The sequence below is a fragment of the Mycobacterium sp. 050134 genome, assembly GCF_036409085.1.
In the GTDB taxonomy this organism is placed as follows: domain Bacteria; phylum Actinomycetota; class Actinomycetes; order Mycobacteriales; family Mycobacteriaceae; genus Mycobacterium.
In genome coordinates this window covers 79212-95306 of sequence record NZ_JAZGLV010000016.1, presented here as the reverse complement: position 1 = coordinate 95306, position 16095 = coordinate 79212, and the positions used below count along the sequence as shown (strand labels likewise).

The 16095-nt window shown below is 68.1% G+C and carries 12 protein-coding genes; 7 read left to right on the top strand and 5 right to left on the bottom strand.

Features of this window, described 5'->3' with window-relative positions; all coding sequences use genetic code 11:
* Positions 1–406 precede the first annotated feature (406 nt).
* The 7 genes from SKC42_RS19565 (at position 407) to SKC42_RS19535 (ending at position 12693) form a co-directional block, all read left to right on the top strand.
* Positions 407–1828 (top strand): condensation domain-containing protein, encoded by a 1422-nt coding sequence (locus SKC42_RS19565; RefSeq protein WP_330965924.1) that lies wholly within the window; start codon positions 407–409, stop codon positions 1826–1828.
* An 81-nt stretch (positions 1829–1909) separates the two neighbouring features.
* Entirely contained in the window at positions 1910–4909 is a 3000-nt protein-coding gene (locus tag SKC42_RS19560) for an MMPL/RND family transporter (protein WP_330965923.1), read from the top strand.
* Between the two features lie 51 nt (positions 4910–4960).
* Positions 4961–6097, top strand: coding sequence for an acyltransferase PE (gene pe / locus SKC42_RS19555; RefSeq protein WP_330965922.1), 1137 nt, complete (start codon positions 4961–4963; stop codon positions 6095–6097).
* 102 nt (positions 6098–6199) lie between these two features.
* Positions 6200–7957, top strand: coding sequence for an AMP-binding protein (locus SKC42_RS19550; RefSeq protein ID WP_330965921.1), 1758 nt, complete (start codon positions 6200–6202; stop codon positions 7955–7957).
* Positions 7958–8042: 85 nt separating this feature from the next.
* The gene (locus SKC42_RS19545; RefSeq protein ID WP_330965920.1) at positions 8043–9107 is read left to right on the top strand and encodes an NAD(P)H-dependent amine dehydrogenase family protein; all 1065 of its coding nucleotides are present in this window, start codon (positions 8043–8045) and stop codon (positions 9105–9107) included.
* Positions 9108–9253: 146 nt separating this feature from the next.
* Positions 9254–9736 carry an MmpS family transport accessory protein gene (locus SKC42_RS19540; protein ID WP_330965919.1) on the top strand — a complete coding sequence of 161 codons (483 nt, stop codon included), beginning with the start codon at positions 9254–9256 and terminating at the stop codon, positions 9734–9736.
* Complete coding sequence (locus SKC42_RS19535; RefSeq protein ID WP_330965918.1) at positions 9733–12693, top strand: MMPL/RND family transporter; 2961 nt, start codon at positions 9733–9735, stop codon at positions 12691–12693. Before SKC42_RS19540 ends, SKC42_RS19535 begins: the two co-directional genes overlap by 4 nt.
* Here SKC42_RS19535 and SKC42_RS19530 read toward each other — a convergent pair.
* Genes SKC42_RS19530 through nadD form a run of 5 tightly spaced genes read right to left on the bottom strand, consistent with a single transcriptional unit; the run spans position 12685 to position 16020 of the window.
* A complete protein-coding gene (locus SKC42_RS19530; RefSeq protein WP_330965917.1) occupies positions 12685–13512 on the bottom strand; it encodes a DegV family protein in 828 nt (275 codons plus the stop codon). The genes SKC42_RS19535 and SKC42_RS19530 overlap by 9 nt on opposite strands.
* A 4-nt stretch (positions 13513–13516) precedes the next feature.
* Positions 13517–14269 (bottom strand): diglucosylglycerate octanoyltransferase, encoded by a 753-nt coding sequence (gene octT, locus SKC42_RS19525; protein WP_330965916.1) that lies wholly within the window; start codon positions 14267–14269, stop codon positions 13517–13519.
* Positions 14256–14951 (bottom strand): glucosyl-3-phosphoglycerate phosphatase, encoded by a 696-nt coding sequence (gpgP, locus tag SKC42_RS19520; protein ID WP_330965915.1) that lies wholly within the window; start codon positions 14949–14951, stop codon positions 14256–14258. Before gpgP ends, octT begins: the two co-directional genes overlap by 14 nt.
* Positions 14948–15370, bottom strand: a complete 423-nt coding sequence (gene rsfS, locus SKC42_RS19515) for a ribosome silencing factor (protein WP_330965914.1) — start codon at positions 15368–15370, stop codon at positions 14948–14950. The genes gpgP and rsfS overlap by 4 nt, the downstream gene beginning before the upstream one ends.
* The gene (gene nadD / locus SKC42_RS19510; protein ID WP_330965961.1) at positions 15367–16020 is read right to left on the bottom strand and encodes a nicotinate-nucleotide adenylyltransferase; all 654 of its coding nucleotides are present in this window, start codon (positions 16018–16020) and stop codon (positions 15367–15369) included. Before nadD ends, rsfS begins: the two co-directional genes overlap by 4 nt.
* Between the last annotated feature and the right edge of the window lie 75 nt (positions 16021–16095).

The following is a 16095-nucleotide window of genomic DNA, read 5'->3' as shown; positions in this document are numbered from 1 at the left end:
GCTCCGAACCACCAGTTGAGCCGCTCAGCAACGCACGCACCCAGGCTGAGACCTGGTGTAAATCCCCCCGGCGTACTGGCTCCAGCGACCGTCGTGGCGAATGTACACATGCCGGACTGGTTGCCGCAGCCGAATCACCTCCGACGTCAAGTATGGCAGCGCGGATGCTTGCGGGGGCCGCGCCGCGCACGTCCCGCGCGCGTGGCGGGCACCGGGCTCACCGGGGCCGGGCCCTTCGCCGGCCAGTGCGCGGTCTATGCGTATCGGCGCATGTGGGCTCGGCCGACGGCCCGGGAGGTTATGTTGGTGTCGCTGCCGGTGGGGGCCGGGCTAGGCATCCACAGCAGAAAAGCCATTCACCGACGAAAAGCCATCCAGAGCAAAAAGCCGTCCGGAGGAGAAGAGCTTGCGGATTGGGAAGATCACGATCGGCTCACTCGGCGATTACTCGCCGAAGCCAGGATCGGTCATCTCGTGGCAGCCGACGGCCACGGCCCGGGAGAAGGCCCGCCATGCGCCGGTCAGTTCCGTCCCGGTGAGCTACATGCAGGGCCAGCATCTGCGTAATTACCACGAACGGACCTCCGCTGGCCTGGACTTCTCCCGGCAGATCATCGCCACCTGTGAGGTTCCCGGCCAGTGCGACGTCGCCGCCATGGATCACGCCCTCAACGCCTACCTGCGTCGGCACGACACGTTCCGCAGCTGGTTTCAGCACACCGGCGACGGAGAGTTCGTCCGGCACACCCTCACCGACCCCGCCGACATCGAATTCGCGCCCGTCGAGCACGGCACGATGACGGTCGACGAGATCCGCGCCCACGTCGTCGGCATACCGAATCCGCTGGAGTGGGGCTGCTTCACCTTCGGCGTCGTCCAAAGCGAGGGCCACTTCACGTTCTTTGCCGCCATGGATCACGTCCACGGGGACGCGACGCTGATCGGCACCACGATGCTCGAGGCCAACGGGATGTATGCCGCGCTGAGCGGGGGCGGTGAGCCGCTGGCGCTCCCGGACGCCGGCAGCTTCGACGACTTCTGCGCCCGCGAGCGGCAATACGCGTCCACGCTGACCACGGACTCGCCGCAGGTGCGCCAGTGGATTGACTTCGCCGAGAACAACAATGGTGGCTTTCCCGAATTCCCGCTGCCACTGGGCAACCCGTTGGAGCCCAGCGACAGCGAGATGGTGTCCGAGCTGCTGTTGGACTCGGCGCAGACGGAACGGTTCGAGGCCGCCTGCACGGCGGTCGGCGCGCGCTTCGTCGGTGGCCTGTTCGCCTGCCTCGCCCTGGTGGAGCACGAGTTCACGGGCGCTCCGACGTACTACGGGCTGACCCCGCGGGATACCCGCAGGACCACGGACAACTTCATGACGCAGGGCTGGTTCACCGGCCTGGTCCCGATCACCGTGCCGATCGCGGCGGCCTCGTTCGGCGACGCCGCGTGGGCCGCGCAGTCCTCGTTCGACTCGGGCCTGCACCTGGCGAAGGTCCCGTACTACCGCGTGCTGGAGTTGGCGCCGTGGCTGAGCTGGCCGCAGCCGAATTTTCCGGTGACCAACTTCCTGCATGGCGGCGCCGCACCGCTCAACGCGGTCCTGGCGGCGGCAGAGCTGGGTTACGCCAACAACATCGGGATCTATTCGGACGGCCGGTTCTCGTATCAGCTGACCGTGTACATCTTCCGGTACGGCGAGGGCACCGCGATGGCGATCATGTTCCCCGACAACCCGATCGCCCAGAAGTCGGTCGTCCGCTACATGGAGGCGATGAAGTCCGTATGCGCGCGGGTCGCGCAGAGCGGACACTGGGGACGCGTTGCTTAGCGAGGGTAGTGCGATGTCTCTTGATCGACCCGGGTCGCGAAGCCGCGGGCCGGCCGGGCGCGGCCCGGGGGTGAAGGCGACATGCGACGGCTAGCCGATTTCGTCGTCCGGTGGCCGTGGCTGGTGATCGGGGTGTGGCTCGCGATCGCCGTCGCGCTGCCGCTGACGTTCCCGTCCTTGAACGCGATGGCCCAGAAGCATCCCCTGGGCATCCTGCCCAGCGACGCGCCGTCGAGCGTCACCGCACGGAAGATGACCGAGGCGTTCCACGAGTCGGGTTCCGAAGACCTCCTGCTGGTGGTCCTGACCGACGACAAGGGGCTGGGCCCCGCCGACGAAGCCGGTTACCGCAAACTGGTTGACGCGCTGCGCCAGGACACACGCGACGTCGTGATGCTGCAGGACTTCATCAGCGCGCCACCCCTGCGTCCCATCCTGACCAGTGCGGATCACAAGGCCTGGGTCCTGCCGGTCGGCGTCGCCGGCGAGTTGGGCACCCCACACGCGTACGCCGCCTTCAAGCGGATCGGCGACATCGTCGAGCGCACCGTCGCCGGAACGCCGCTGACCGCAAACCTCACCGGGCCCGCGGCGACCGTCGCCGACCTCACCGTCGCGGGCGACAAAGACCGGCTCCCGATCGAGCTGGCGATCGCCGTCCTGGTGCTGATCGTGCTGCTCGTGGTCTACCGCAGCGCCATCACCATGCTGCTGCCGCTGATCACCATCGGGCTGTCCCTGGTCATCGCGCAGGCGCTAGTGGCCGGCTATTCCCAATTGACCGGCTCGGGCGTCTCGAACCAGTCCATCGTCTTTCTGAGCGCGATCATGGCCGGCGCCGGCACCGACTACGCGGTCTTCCTCATCAGCCGATATCACGACTACCTGCGTTCGGGCGACGGTTACGACGAGGCCGTCAAGCGGGCGATGGTCTCGATCGGAAAAGTGATCACCGCCTCCGCCAGCACCGTGGGCATCACGTTCCTGCTCATCAGCTTCGCCCGGATGGGCGTGTTCAAGACGGTGGGCGTCTCGTCGGCGATCGGCATCGGCGTCGCGTTTCTCGCCGCGATGACGTTGCTGCCCGCGATCGTCGTGCTCTCCGGGCCGCGTGGCTGGATCAAGCCGCGCCGCGAACTGACCGCCACGTTCTGGCGTCGTTCCGGCATCCGGATCGTGCGTCGGCCGAGGCTGCACCTGGTCGCCAGCGTGCTGGTGTTGATCGTCCTGGCCAGCTGCGCTGCGCTGGTGCGGTACAACTACGACGACCGCAAGGCCCTGAAGGCGTCGGCTCCCAGCTCCATCGGATACGCCGCGCTGGATCGCCACTTCCCGGTCAACCAATCCATCCCGGAGTACATCCTCGTCCAGTCCCCGCACGACCTCCGCACGCCGCAGGCCCTCGCCGACCTCGAGCAGATGGCGGACCGAGTGAGCCAGCTGCCGAACGTCGCCGCGGTCAGCGGCATCACCCGGCCAACCGGAAACGTGCCGGAACAGTTCCGGGCCACCTATCAGGCCGGCGCGATCGGCACCCTGCTGGCGGGCGGGTCCACGCTGATCAACGACCACACCGGCGACCTCAACCGGCTGGTCGACGGGGCGGGCACGCTGGCCAGCAGCCTCGGCGACGTGCGCGGCCAGGTCACCCAACTCGCCGCCAGCGTGCAGGAGCTGGAGAACGCCTTCGCGTCCGCGAAGAACCAGTACAGCGGCGACGCGCTGGTCCATGAGGTCGACATCGCGGCCCAGCTCGTCGACCACGTCAACTCGCTCAGCAACGCCATGGGCTGGAACTTCTCGGCGGGCAAGAACATGTTCGCCTGGATCGGCCCGGTGCTGGCGGCGCTGCAGGGCAACCCGGTGTGCGACGCCGACCCGTCGTGCAGCGCCACCCGCGGGACGTTCGAGCAGCTGGCCGGGTCGCGCGACCAGGCCGACCTCGACGCGATCAACGACCTGGCCCATCAGCTGCAGGTCTACCCGGACAAGCGGGCCCTCAAGGCGTCGACGGACCGCCTGCGGGCCGCGCTGACGAAGATCACCAACGTGCTGCACTCGCTGGGGATGGACCGACCCGGCGGCCTGCAGGCGAACCTGAACAGCCTGCAAAGCGGCGCCGACCGGTTCGCGGGCGGGAGCCGGCAGGTGGCGGACGCGGTGGCCCAACTCGTCGACCAGGTCAAGCAGCTGGGCGCCGGCCTCAGCGAGTCGGCGGCGTTCCTGTTGTCGCTGAAGCGCGATGCCGCACACCCGGCGATGGCCGGGTTCAACATCCCGCCCCAGCTGCTGCACCTGGAGGAGTTCCAGAAGGCCGCCAAGGCGTTCATCTCGCCCGACGGCCACACGGTGCGGTACCTGGTGCAGACCAAGCTGAACCCGTTCAGCACGGAAGCCATGGATCAGGTGAACGCGATCGGCGCGACCGCGCGGGGCGCCCAGCCGAATACCGCGCTGTCGGACGCCACGGTGTCGATGGCGGGCTTCACCGTCGGCCTCAAGGACACCCGCGACTATTACCGACACGACATCCGGTTCATCATCGCGGTGACCCTGCTGGTTGTGCTGCTGACCCTGGTCGCGCTGCTGCGCGCGATCGTGGCGCCGCTGTATCTGGTTGCTTCCGTCATTGTTTCGTACCTGTCGGCGGTCGGGGTCGGCGTTCTGGTCTTCCAATTCCTGCTCGGCCAGCAATTGCATTGGAGCGTGCCGCCGCTGGCCTTCGTGGTGTTGATCGCGGTGGGTGCCGACTACAACATGCTGCTGGTCTCGCGCATGCGTGACGAGTCCCCGCACAGCATGCGGTACGGCATCATCCGCACGCTCGGTTCGACCGGCGGTGTGATCACCGCGGCGGGCCTGATCTTCGCCGCCTCGATGTGCGGTCTGCTGTTCTCCAGCATCGGCACCGTCGTGCAGGGCGGTTTCGTGATCGGCGTCGGGATCCTGCTGGACACCTTCCTCGTGCGCACCGTCACCGTTCCGGCCATCGCCGCGCTGGTCGGGCGGGCGAACTGGTGGCCCTCCCGGGTCGACCCTCCCCGGTCACCGGCGGGGCGCGCCGAGCCGCAGCCCGGTTAGCGGGCACCCATGGCGTATGTGAAACTTAGATCCGAGGGGTCAGGGGTAGGGATGAAGAAACTACTCGCAGGAGTCGCGGCGCTGGTAACCGTCGGCGCCACAGGATTTTTCGGCCTCCGTACCGCGTCGGCCGACGACACGCCCGGCACTCCCATCGGCGGCCCGCCGACCCCGGGAGCGCCGGGTGACCAGACCGCGTTCGCCCTCGGCGGCGCCCACGTCCTGGGTATCCCGTACGACGAGTACATCCGCCAGGAGGGCGCCCAGTGGTTCCCCGGCCAGAAGCGGGAAATCGTCCGCTACCCGGCCGGGCAGGTTCAGGGCCACGTGCTGGAGCGGCTCTTCCCGGGCATCGGCCGGCTCGACGAGCTCTTTCCCGGGCTGGGCCTGGACGGCCCCAGCGTCGGCGAGTCGGTGGATGTGGGGATCAACAACCTCGACGCGGCGATCAAGACCGGCCGGCCGGGCACAGCCATCGGGCTGTCCGAGGGCGGGTTCGTGGTCGACGGCGAGCAGGCCCGGCTCGCGCATGACCCGGCCGCTCCCCCGCCGGGCACGCTGAACTTCGCCACCTTCGGCGACCCGATCGGACACCACGCCTTCGGCCAGAGCTTCCTCTCGGCCATGTTCCCGGTCGGCAGCGTCGTGCCCGCGCTCGACTACACGATGCCGCCGCCGTACGAGAGCCAGTACGACACCAACCGGTTCGTGGCCGCCTACGACTCGATCGCGGACTTCCCCGACCGGCCGGACAACATGTTCGCCCTTGCCAACACGGTGATGGGCCTGGCCACCGGTCACACGGCAGTGGCGTTCACGAATGCCAGCATGGTGCCGCCGCAGAACATCCGGACCACGATCAACTCACGGGGCGCGAAGGACACCACGATCATGGTCCCGGAGAAGCACCTCCCGCTGGTCATGCCGCTGGCCTACATCGGGATCCCGGAGGACACGCTGAACAAGCTCGACGCCATCCTGATGCCCCGGGTCAACGCCGGGTACTCGCGCAACGACGACCCGGCGACCGCGCCGGTCCAGGTGGACCCCGTCCACGGCTTCGACCCAGCGGAGGTGACCGCGCCGGCCAACCAGGCGACGTTCGGCGGTGGCGCGGACCCGTTCTCGCAGATCCTGGCCGGCGCCATGTCCGTGCTCTCGCACGGCGCGGGAGAGGCAGAACACTGACCTCAATGCGGTGCATCGGGGGGCCAGTACGGACATCCAGACCAATGCGGACATCCAGACCATTGCGGACATCCAGACCAATGCGGACATAGTGTGACGCCGATGCAAACGACGCCCCAATCATCGATCCTGTCGATGCTGCACGGCCGCGCCAGCCTGCGGCCCGCCGACGTGGCGTTCACGTTCACCGATTACGACAACGCTCCGGCGGGTGTCCCCCACAGCCTCACGTGGTCCCAATTGTCGCTCCGCACAACGAATCTGGCGCGTGAGCTCGGCCGGCACGGATCGACAGGGGACCGGGCCGTGATCCTGGCCCCGCAATCCCTCGACTACGTCACGGCGTTCCTGGGATCCATGCAGGCCGGCCTCATCGCCGTCCCGCTCCCCCTGCCGCACCGCGGCTCGACCCATGAGCGGGTCAGCGCCGTCGTTGCCGACACGTCGCCGACCGTCGTGCTCACCACATCCGCGGTGGCGGCCGATATCGCCGACTACGTCGACCAGGCCCGCCTGGACTGGGCCCCGAAGATCATCGAAGTCGACGCGCTGAACCTCGACGGCGATTCCGAAACACCAGCCCGCACAGGCGATCTGCCCGACACCGCCTACCTGCAGTACAGCTCGGGGTCGACCCGGCTGCCCACCGGGGTGATGATCTCGCACCACAACCTGCAGGTGAATTTCGAGCAGTTGATGCGCAGCCTGTTCGCGGATTCCGGCGTCAAGGTTCCCCCCGACACCGCGATCGTGTCGTGGCTGCCCTTCTACCACGACATGGGCCTGGTCCTGGGGGTGTGCGCGCCGATCCTGGGCGGCTATCGCGGCGAGCTGACAAGTCCGGTCGCGTTCCTGGAAAGGCCGGCGCGGTGGGTGCGCGCCCTGGCCGAGAACCCCCACACATTCTCGGCGGCGCCGAACTTCGCCTTCGACCTGGCGGCGCGCAAGACGACCGACGCGGACCTGGCCGGGCTGAGCCTGTCCAGCGTGCTGGGCATTATCAGCGGCGCCGAGCGCGTCGAGCCGGCCACCCTGCAACGCTTCGTCGACCGATTCGACCACTTCGGTTTCCGGGACCACATGGTGCGGCCCTCGTACGGCCTGGCGGAGGCCACCGTGTTCGTGGCGGCCGGCACGTGGAGCGAGCACTCCAGCGCGGTGCGCTTCGACCCGGACGAGCTGGCCGCCGGCCGGGTTCGCCGAACCGCGGCCCGCACCGGGACGGCGCTCATCAGGTACAAGGTGCCGCAGTCGCCCACGCTGCTGATCGCCGACGGCGACACCGGCCGCGAGTGCCCGGAGGCGGTGGTGGGCGAGATCTGGATCCACGGCCCCAACGTCGCCGGCGGCTACTGGGGCAAAACTGAAGAGGAGCAGTCCTGCTTCGGCGCGACGCTCGCCGAGCCCGCGCCGGGCAGGCCCGACGGCCCGTGGCTGCGCACCGGTGACCTGGGCTTCTTCTTCGAAGGTGAGCTGTTCATCGTCGGCCGCATCAAGGATCTGCTGATCATCCGCGGGCGCAATCACTACCCCGAGGACATCGAGGCGACGGTGCAGGAGATCACCGGTGGCCGGGTGGCGGCGATATCGGTGCCCACCAACAGCACCGAGGAACTGGTCACGGTCATCGAGCTCAAGAAGCGCGGCGAATCGCGGGAGGGTGCCGAGGATGCCAAGCACTGGCTCACCCGCGTCAAAAGCAACGTCACCTCGGCGATCGCGAATGCGCACGGCCTGAACGTCGGGGACCTCGTCCTGGTACCGCCCGGGTCGATCCCCACTACTACCAGCGGAAAAATTCGGCGCGCCGCCTGCGTCGAGCAGTACCACCGGGACCAATTCACCCGGCTCGACGCGTGAGCCGCTGATCGAAAGTCGGGGAGCCCTCCTCGCCCGCGCCGGGTTGCTCATAATGAGTCAGATCGCACCGGCAAAGGAGCCTTCGATGAGCGCAACCAGCACCGACCGACCGCTGCGGGTAATCCAGTGGACCACCGGCAACATCGGGCGGCGCTCATTGCACGCGATCATCGGCAGACCGGACATGGAGCTGGTCGGGGTGTACGCGCACGGGCCGGAAAAGGTCGGCGTCGACGCCGCCGACCTGGCGGGCTGGCCGGAGCCCACCGGAATCAGGGCCACCGATGACATCGATGCGCTGCTCGCCGTGGGCGCCGACGCCTGCTGCTACAACCCGTTGTGGCCCAGCGTCGACGAACTGGTGCGGCTGCTCGAGTCGGGCGTCAACGTGTGCTCCAGCGCGGCGTGGATCACTGGCGGCAAGCAGACGCCGGAGGACCGCAATCGCATCGAGGATGCCTGCGCGAAGGGCAATTCGACGGTCTTCGGCAGCGGCGCGCACCCGGGGATGACGAACCTGGTCGGCATGGTGCTCAGCGGGGCCTGCGAGCGCGTCGACGAGATCCGGATCACCGAATCGGTGGACTGCTCGACGTATGAGTCGGCCGAAACGCAGACCGCGATGGGGTTCTCCCAGGACCCCGACACCCCCGGGCTGGCGGAGAACGTGCGACGTGAGAGCGAGGTGTTCGCGGAGTCGGCCGCGATGATGGCCGACGCGATCGGCGCGAAGCTCGACCGGATGACCTTCGACGTCACGTTCACCGCTGCGACGGCCGACTCCGACCTGGGCTTCATGAAGATCCCCGCGGGCACGGTCGGCAGCGTCTACGGCTACCACCGCGGCTGGGTGGGCGACCGCAACGTCGTCAGCGTCGGGTTCAACTGGACCATGGGCAGCCATGTGGTCCCCCCGAAGCCGCTCGAGCACGGCCACGTCATCCAGGTGTTCGGGCTGCCCAACATGCGCACCGTCCTGCACTGCCTGCCCCCGAAGGGCTGGACGGAGCCCGGCTTCATGGGGCTGGGGATGATCTACACCGCGATGCCGGTCACCAACGCGGTGCCGGCCGTGGTGGCCGCCCGCCCCGGGATCGTTACGCTCGCCGACCTGTCGCCGGTGACCGGCCGCTTCGCCCCTGTGGTATGACGTACGACACACCAACTCGCTCGGGAGGAACGCATTCGTGCACTAAGGTTTAGAGTTCTTAGCCGAGCAAAGTTGCTGGCGACAACGCATGTCGCCAAAGGTGTTGGCGGGTTTTGCGGCAGGACGGCAGGACCACGGGCGGCAGTATGGAAGGCGGTCAGGCGGTGGCCAATCCAAAATCGGGTTCCCTTTCGGGCAAGGTGACCCGCGGGCTCAAGCGGGCGTGGATACCACTACTGCTGTTGGTGGTGCTCAGCATCTCCGCGGTGGGCGTCTCCCGGCTGCACAAGGTCTTCGGGTCTCAGGACCTCAACGCCAACGCCGGCGCCGGGATCGAGATCGTCCAGTTCAATCCGAAGTTCGTCGTCTACGAGGTATCCGGGCCGCCGGGAAGCACGGCAAACATCAACTACTGGGACGCGGAGGCGAACACGCATCAGGTCGATGGTGCGGTGCTGCCGTGGACAGCGACGATCGCGACCACGCTGCCGTCGGTCAGCGCCAACATCATGGCGCAGGCCGACGCCCGCGAGATCAGCTGCAAGATCACCGTCGACGGGGTGGAGCGCGCGCACGAACAGTCGGAAGGCCGTAACGCCCAGACCTTCTGCCTGGTGAAGTCCGCATGAGCGAGGTCAACCACCGCGGTCAACCACTGACCCAGAACGCCGGTGACGGCGCTGACGGAGAAGCCACCGGTCCGATCCAAACCCCGGCCGCCGCCAAGGCCGAGCGCGGTCCCCGCCCGTTCATCCCCCACATGATCCGCCTCTTCGCGGCGCCGGTCATCATCGGCTGGGTCGTCGTCACGGTCCTGGTGAACGTCCTCGTCCCGAGGCTGGAAGTCGTCAGCGAGATGCACTCGGCGCCGATGACCCCCCTGGACGCGCCGTCCATGAAGGCGATGATGCTCATGGGCCACAACTTCCACGAATTCGACTCCAACAGCACGGTCATGATCGTGCTGGAAGGCCAGCAGCCGCTCGGCCCGGACGCCCACAAGTACTACGACGAGCTGATCCGCCAGCTGCGACAAGATCCCCAACACATCCAGCACATCCAGGACTTCTGGGGTGACCGGTTGACGGCGGCGGGAGCGCAGAGCGCCGACGCGAAGGCGTCCTACGTCCAGATCAACCTCGCCGGCAACCAGGGCACAACGCAGGCCAACGAATCCGTCAACGCGGTCCGCAAGGTCATCGAGCACACCCAGGCGCCGCCGGGCGTGCGGGCCTACGTGACCGGGCCCGCCGCGCTGTCCGACGACGTGCACATCATCGGCAACGCCAGCTTGGCAAAGATCACCCTGTTCACACTGGGCGCGATCGCGCTCATGCTGTTCCTGGTGTACCGGTCGATCTGGACCACACTGATCCAGCTGTTCATGACCTTGGTCGGGCTGGAGTGTGCACGGGGTGTGGTCGCGGTCCTGGGCTACAACAACGTCTTCGGACTCACCACCTTTGCCTCCAACATCCTCACCATGCTGGCGATCGCGGCCGCGACCGACTATGGGATCTTCCTCGTCGGCCGATATCAAGAGGCACGTCAGGCCGGTGAAGACCCCGAAACCGCCTACTACACGACGTTCAAGGGCGTCGCCCCGGTCATCTTGGGCTCGGGCCTCACCATCGCCGGCGCGACATACTGCCTGAGCTTCGCGCGTCTGCCGTGGTTCAGCACCATGGGCGCACCCGTGGCAATCGGCATGCTCGTGGTCGTGCTCGCCGGGCTCACCCTGGGTCCCGCAATCGTCGTCGTGGGCAGCCGGTTCCACCGCTTCGAACCCAGACGGGCGGCCAAGAAGTCCGGGCTGTGGCGGCGCGTGGGTGTCGCGGTCGTGCGTTGGCCCGCACCGGTTTTCGCGGTCAGCGCCGCCGTCGTCCTCGTCGGTATGATCGTGCTGCCGAGCTTCAAGACGAGTTACAACGACCGCTACTACCTGCCGGCGTCGGCGCCGTCGAACTTGGGGCAGGAGGCCGCCGACCGGCACTTCTCGCAGGCACGAATGAACCCCGACCTGCTGATGATCGAATCCGACCACGACATGCGGAACACGGCCGACATGCTCGTGCTGGACCGGGTCGCCAAAAACGAGATGCGCACGCTCGGCATCGCGATGATCCAGGACATCACCAGGCCACTGGGCATTCCGATTCAGCACAGTTCGATTCCGTTCCAGAACAGCATGCAAAGCCAGATGACGATGCAGAACATGGGCTTCCTCAAGGAGCGCATAGCCGACGTCCTCAGAATGGCGGACGACCTGCAGACCCAGATCGAAACCACCGAGCGCCAGTACCAGGTGTCGCTAGATCTCGCGAAGGCCGCCGACGACAGCGCCAAGACCACGGCCGCGACCTCGGAGATCACCGATAGCCTGCGCAACCACATCGCCGATTTCGACGACACCTTCAGGCCGGTGCGCTCCTATTTCTATTGGGAGAGACACTGCTACGACATTCCCCTGTGTATCGGGATGCGGTCGCTATTCGACTCAATCGACGGCTTCGATCAGCTCGCCGAGCAGTTCCACGGCCTCAGCAAGGACATCCAGCACACGGCCAACGCCACGCATGAACTGGCCGCGCTGTTTCCCACGCTGATCACCACCCTGAAGACCACCAGGGGCATCACGCTGACGCTCTACCAGACGTTCAAGGCGATGATCGACCAGATGGAGGCGATGAGCAACACCGCGATTGTGATGGGGCAGAGCTTCGATGACTCCAAGAACGACGACTTCTTCTACCTGCCGCCGGAAGCGTTCGACAACCCGGACTTCCAGACGGGTCTTCGGATGTTCTTGTCGCCAGACGGGAAGTCGGCCCGCTTCTTCATCACCCATCAGGGCGACCCGATGACGCCGGAAGGCATTTCGCGGGTGGGTGCCGAACGCACCGCCGCGCAGGAGGCGCTGAAGCAGTCCTCCCTGTCCGACGCCAGGGTGTATCTCGGCGGGACGGCCGCGACCTTCAAGGACATAGCCGACGGCGAGAAATACGACCTGATGATCGCCGTGCTGTCCGCCCTCACGCTGATCTTCATCATCATGGTGATCTTGACCCGCAGCGTGGTGGCCGCGGTGGTCATCGTGGGCACGGCGGCCAGCTCGATCGCCGCGTCGTTCGGCCTCTCCGTGCTCATCTGGCAACATTTGGTGGGCTTGAACATCCACTGGATCGTGGCGGCGCTGTCGGTGATCATCCTGCTGGCGGTCGGCTCGGACTACAACCTGCTGCTGGTCTCCCGGTTCCGGGAAGAGATCCATGCCGGGCTCAAGACCGGGACCATCCGGTCGATGGGCGGCACTGGCGGAGTGGTGACGGCCGCGGGTCTGGTGTTCGCCTTCACGATGGCGGCGATGCTCGGCAGCAACCTGAAGGTGCTGGGCCAGTTCGGCTCCACCGTCTGCATCGGTCTGCTGCTGGACACCCTGATCGTGCGCACGTTGCTGATGCCGTCGATCGCGACCCTGTTGGGCCGCTGGTTCTGGTGGCCGCAGGTAGTCCATCCCCGCGGTAACAACGCTTTTCGGGCCAATCGGGCTAATCGGGCCCCGGTGGCCGGCGCCGCGTCAGGGTAGCTGCAGGCACACCGCGACGGCGCCGGCTCCGACATGCAGGGCGAGCACCGGGCCGAGCGGGGTGACCAGGGCGGGCTGGCACGCCGGTAGCCGGCGGGCCAGCGCCGTGGCTACCTCCTCGGCACCGCGAGGGTTGGCCACGTGGTGCACCGCCAGCTGGGCCGACTGGTCGCCGACCGCCTCGCAGACCCGGTCGAGCATCGCCTCGGTCGCGTGCGTCTTGGTCCGCACTCGTTGCGCCAGAACGAGTTTGCCGTCGTCGATGCGCAGCAGCGGCTTGACCGCCAGCGCCGTGCCGAGCCACGCCTTGGCGCCGCCGATGCGCCCGCTGCGGCGCAGGTTCTCCAGCCGGTGCACCACCACGAACGCATGGCTGCGGGCCACCGCCGCCCTCGCGGCCGCCGCGACCGCCTCCAGGTCGCCGCCCGCGGCCGCCGCCCGCGCCGCGGCCAGCGCGACGAAGCCGGTCGACATCGCGGCCGACTTCGAGTCGATCACGCGCACCCTGGGGTCGAGGTCGGCCGCGGTCCGTTCGGCGGCGGCGTAGGTGCCCGACAACGCCGACGAGATGTGCACGGCCACCACGCCGTCGCCGCCGCTGGCGGCCAGGGCGTCGGCGTACACGCCGGCCAGCTCGGCCGGCGTGGCCGCCGCCGTGGTGGCCTGTTGCCTGTAGATGTCCTCCGGGATGTCGTCCACGCCGTCGCGCAGATCGCGGCCGTCGAGCAGGATGTGCAGCGGCACCACGCGGATCGCCCACTCGTCGCGCAGGTCGGCCGGCAGGCGCGCGGACGCATCGGTCACCACCGTGACGGCCATGGCGTTACCCGCGCGGCTTCTCTTGGTGGACCGCAGACTTGCCCAACGCTTGGGCCAGCGCCTTGAGCATCAGCTCCGCCACCGCCCGGTGAGCCTCGAAGTTCCAGTGGATGCCGTCGGGGTTGCCACGCCCGCTCATGACGTGTTCGTCGACGGCCTCCTTGAGGTCCACCAGCGGAACGTCGTGCCGCTGAGCCCATTCGGTGATGGCCGCGGCGGTGGCCGCGCGGCCGTGATGCGCCTTGCCGTAAGTCTCGGCGACGTGCACCGACGGCAGCGACGCCACGATTGGGATCCCGGGTCGGTTGAAATCGATTGCGCCCCTGGTCTGTTCGAGGTATTCGGCGCTCAGTCGGGGAGGCAGGGCGGACCTGGCCACGGGCGAGAGCCTGGGCTGCAGCCAGCCGTAGCCGTCGCGCACCCACCGCCGCAGCCACGGCGGCCGCACATAGCGGATCAGCTCCCGCAACGCCGTCGGCAGCACCGAGGGCAGCGAATCCATGCCGCCCGTGGCAAAGACCACCGCGCCCGCCCGGGGCAGCGCCGCCCACGCCCGCGGGTCCTGCGTCGCCGCCCACCAGATGTCGCGGCATGTCCAGCCGATGCGGCCGATCAGCTCCACGTCCCAACCCAGTTGATTCGCAACGATATTGGGCCAGATCCGGGGATCGTCGGCGGGCAGCCCGCCGGCTGGCCCATAGTAGGCCAGCGAATCGGCGAACACCAGCAGCGTGGGCCGCGCCTCAGAGGATGTCATTGGAGACCTGCGCCGAGGCGTTCCACACGTCGAGACGCCACCGGATGCTCTCGAAGTCGGCGCTGCCGGCCCCGGCGTTGTCACCGGGGTCGTGCGAGTGGCCCGACAGCTGCACCCAACTGGCGTTGCCCATGCCGCCCAGCACCGGCCAGTTCGCGATCGGCAGCCGCAGCAGCACGGCGGACAACGCGGCGATCAGGCCGCCGTGGGCGACTAGCACGACCGGCCGGTCGGCGTGATTCGGGTCGCCCCATTCCGGCTCGCCGGCCACCAGTTCGGCGACCACCGGCCCGCTCCGGGCGGCGACGTCGACCCGGCTCTCCCCGCCATGCGGCGCCCACGTGGCGTCCTCGCGCCAGGCCAGCCGGGCTCCGGGGGCCCGCGCGTCGACCTCGGTGTGGGTCAGGCCCTGCCAGTCGCCGAGATGCGTCTCGCGCAGCCGGTCGTCCACCGACACCTTCAGCCCGGTCCGCTCCCCGAGCTTCAGGGCGGTGTCGTAGGCGCGCCGCAGGTCCGACGAGACGATGCGCAGCGGCTGCAGCTTGCCCAGCACCTCCGCGGCGGCCGCCGCCTGAATCCGCCCCAGATCGCTGAGTTCCGTGTCCAGCTGGCCCTGCATCCGGCTGCCGAAGTTGAAATGCGTCTGCCCGTGCCGCAGCATCACCAACCGACGGACCGTCATTGCGCGCCCGTCGAGCCCGTGGCGCCCTCAGCCTCTTCGGCGTCGCCGGCGTCTTCGGTGTCCGACAGGTCGACCGGCACCACCGGGCAGTCGCCCCACAGCCGATCCAGGGCGTAGAAGTCGCGGTCGTCCTGATGCTGAATGTGCACAACGATGTCGCGGTAGTCCAGCAGGGTCCAACGACCTTCCCGGGCGCCCTCGCGCCGCGCCGGCCGGTAGCCCGCCCTGCGCATCCTCTCTTCGACCTCGTCGACGATCGCGTTGACCTGCCGTTCGTTGGACGCCGATGCGATGACGAAGCAGTCGGTGATGGTGAGCTGCTCGGAGACGTCGATGACGATCACGTCGGTGGCCAGTTTGGCCGCCGCCGCACGGGCGGCCACGTTCGCCATGTCGAGCGCCTCGGCGGTGGCGGTCACGAGTTGTTCCCCGAGGCCAGCGTCTCGCCCACGGACTCGTCGGCGCCCCGGCCGGCGTGGTACAGCCTCCGCTTGGAGACGTACTGGACGACGCCGTCGGGCATGAGGTACCACAGCGGCCGGCCCCGCTCGGCGCGCACCCGGCAATCGGTCGACGAGATCGCCAGGGCCGGGATCTCGACCAGGGTCAGCACGTCGTCGGGCAGCTCACCCAGCACGCCGGTGATGTGCTCGCGACGCAGCTCGTAGCCGGGCCGGCTGACGCCGACGAAGTGGGCCAGCTCGAACAACTCCTCCCAGCCCTGCCACGTGAGGATCGAGGCCAGCGCGTCGGCGCCGGTAATGAAGTAGAGCTGCGAATCGGGATTGAGGGCGTGCAGGTCGCGCAGCGTGTCCCGGGTGTAGGTGGGCCCGGCGCGGTCGATGTCGACCCGGCTCACCGAGAACCGCGGGTTGGACGCGGTGGCGATCACCGTCATCAGGTACCGATCCTCGGCGGCCGACACCCGACGGTTCTTCTGCCACGGCTGACCGCTCGGGACGAACACGACCTCGTCGAGGCGGAACAGGTCGGCGACCTCACTTCCCGCGACCAGGTGCCCGTAATGGATGGGATCGAACGTCCCACCCATTACCCCGAGCCTGCGCAGGTGCTTTTGCACGATTCGCCAGCTTACTTGAGCCCGCGGCCGGGGCTGATTTCGCAGTTTCGGTGGGCGGGCCGG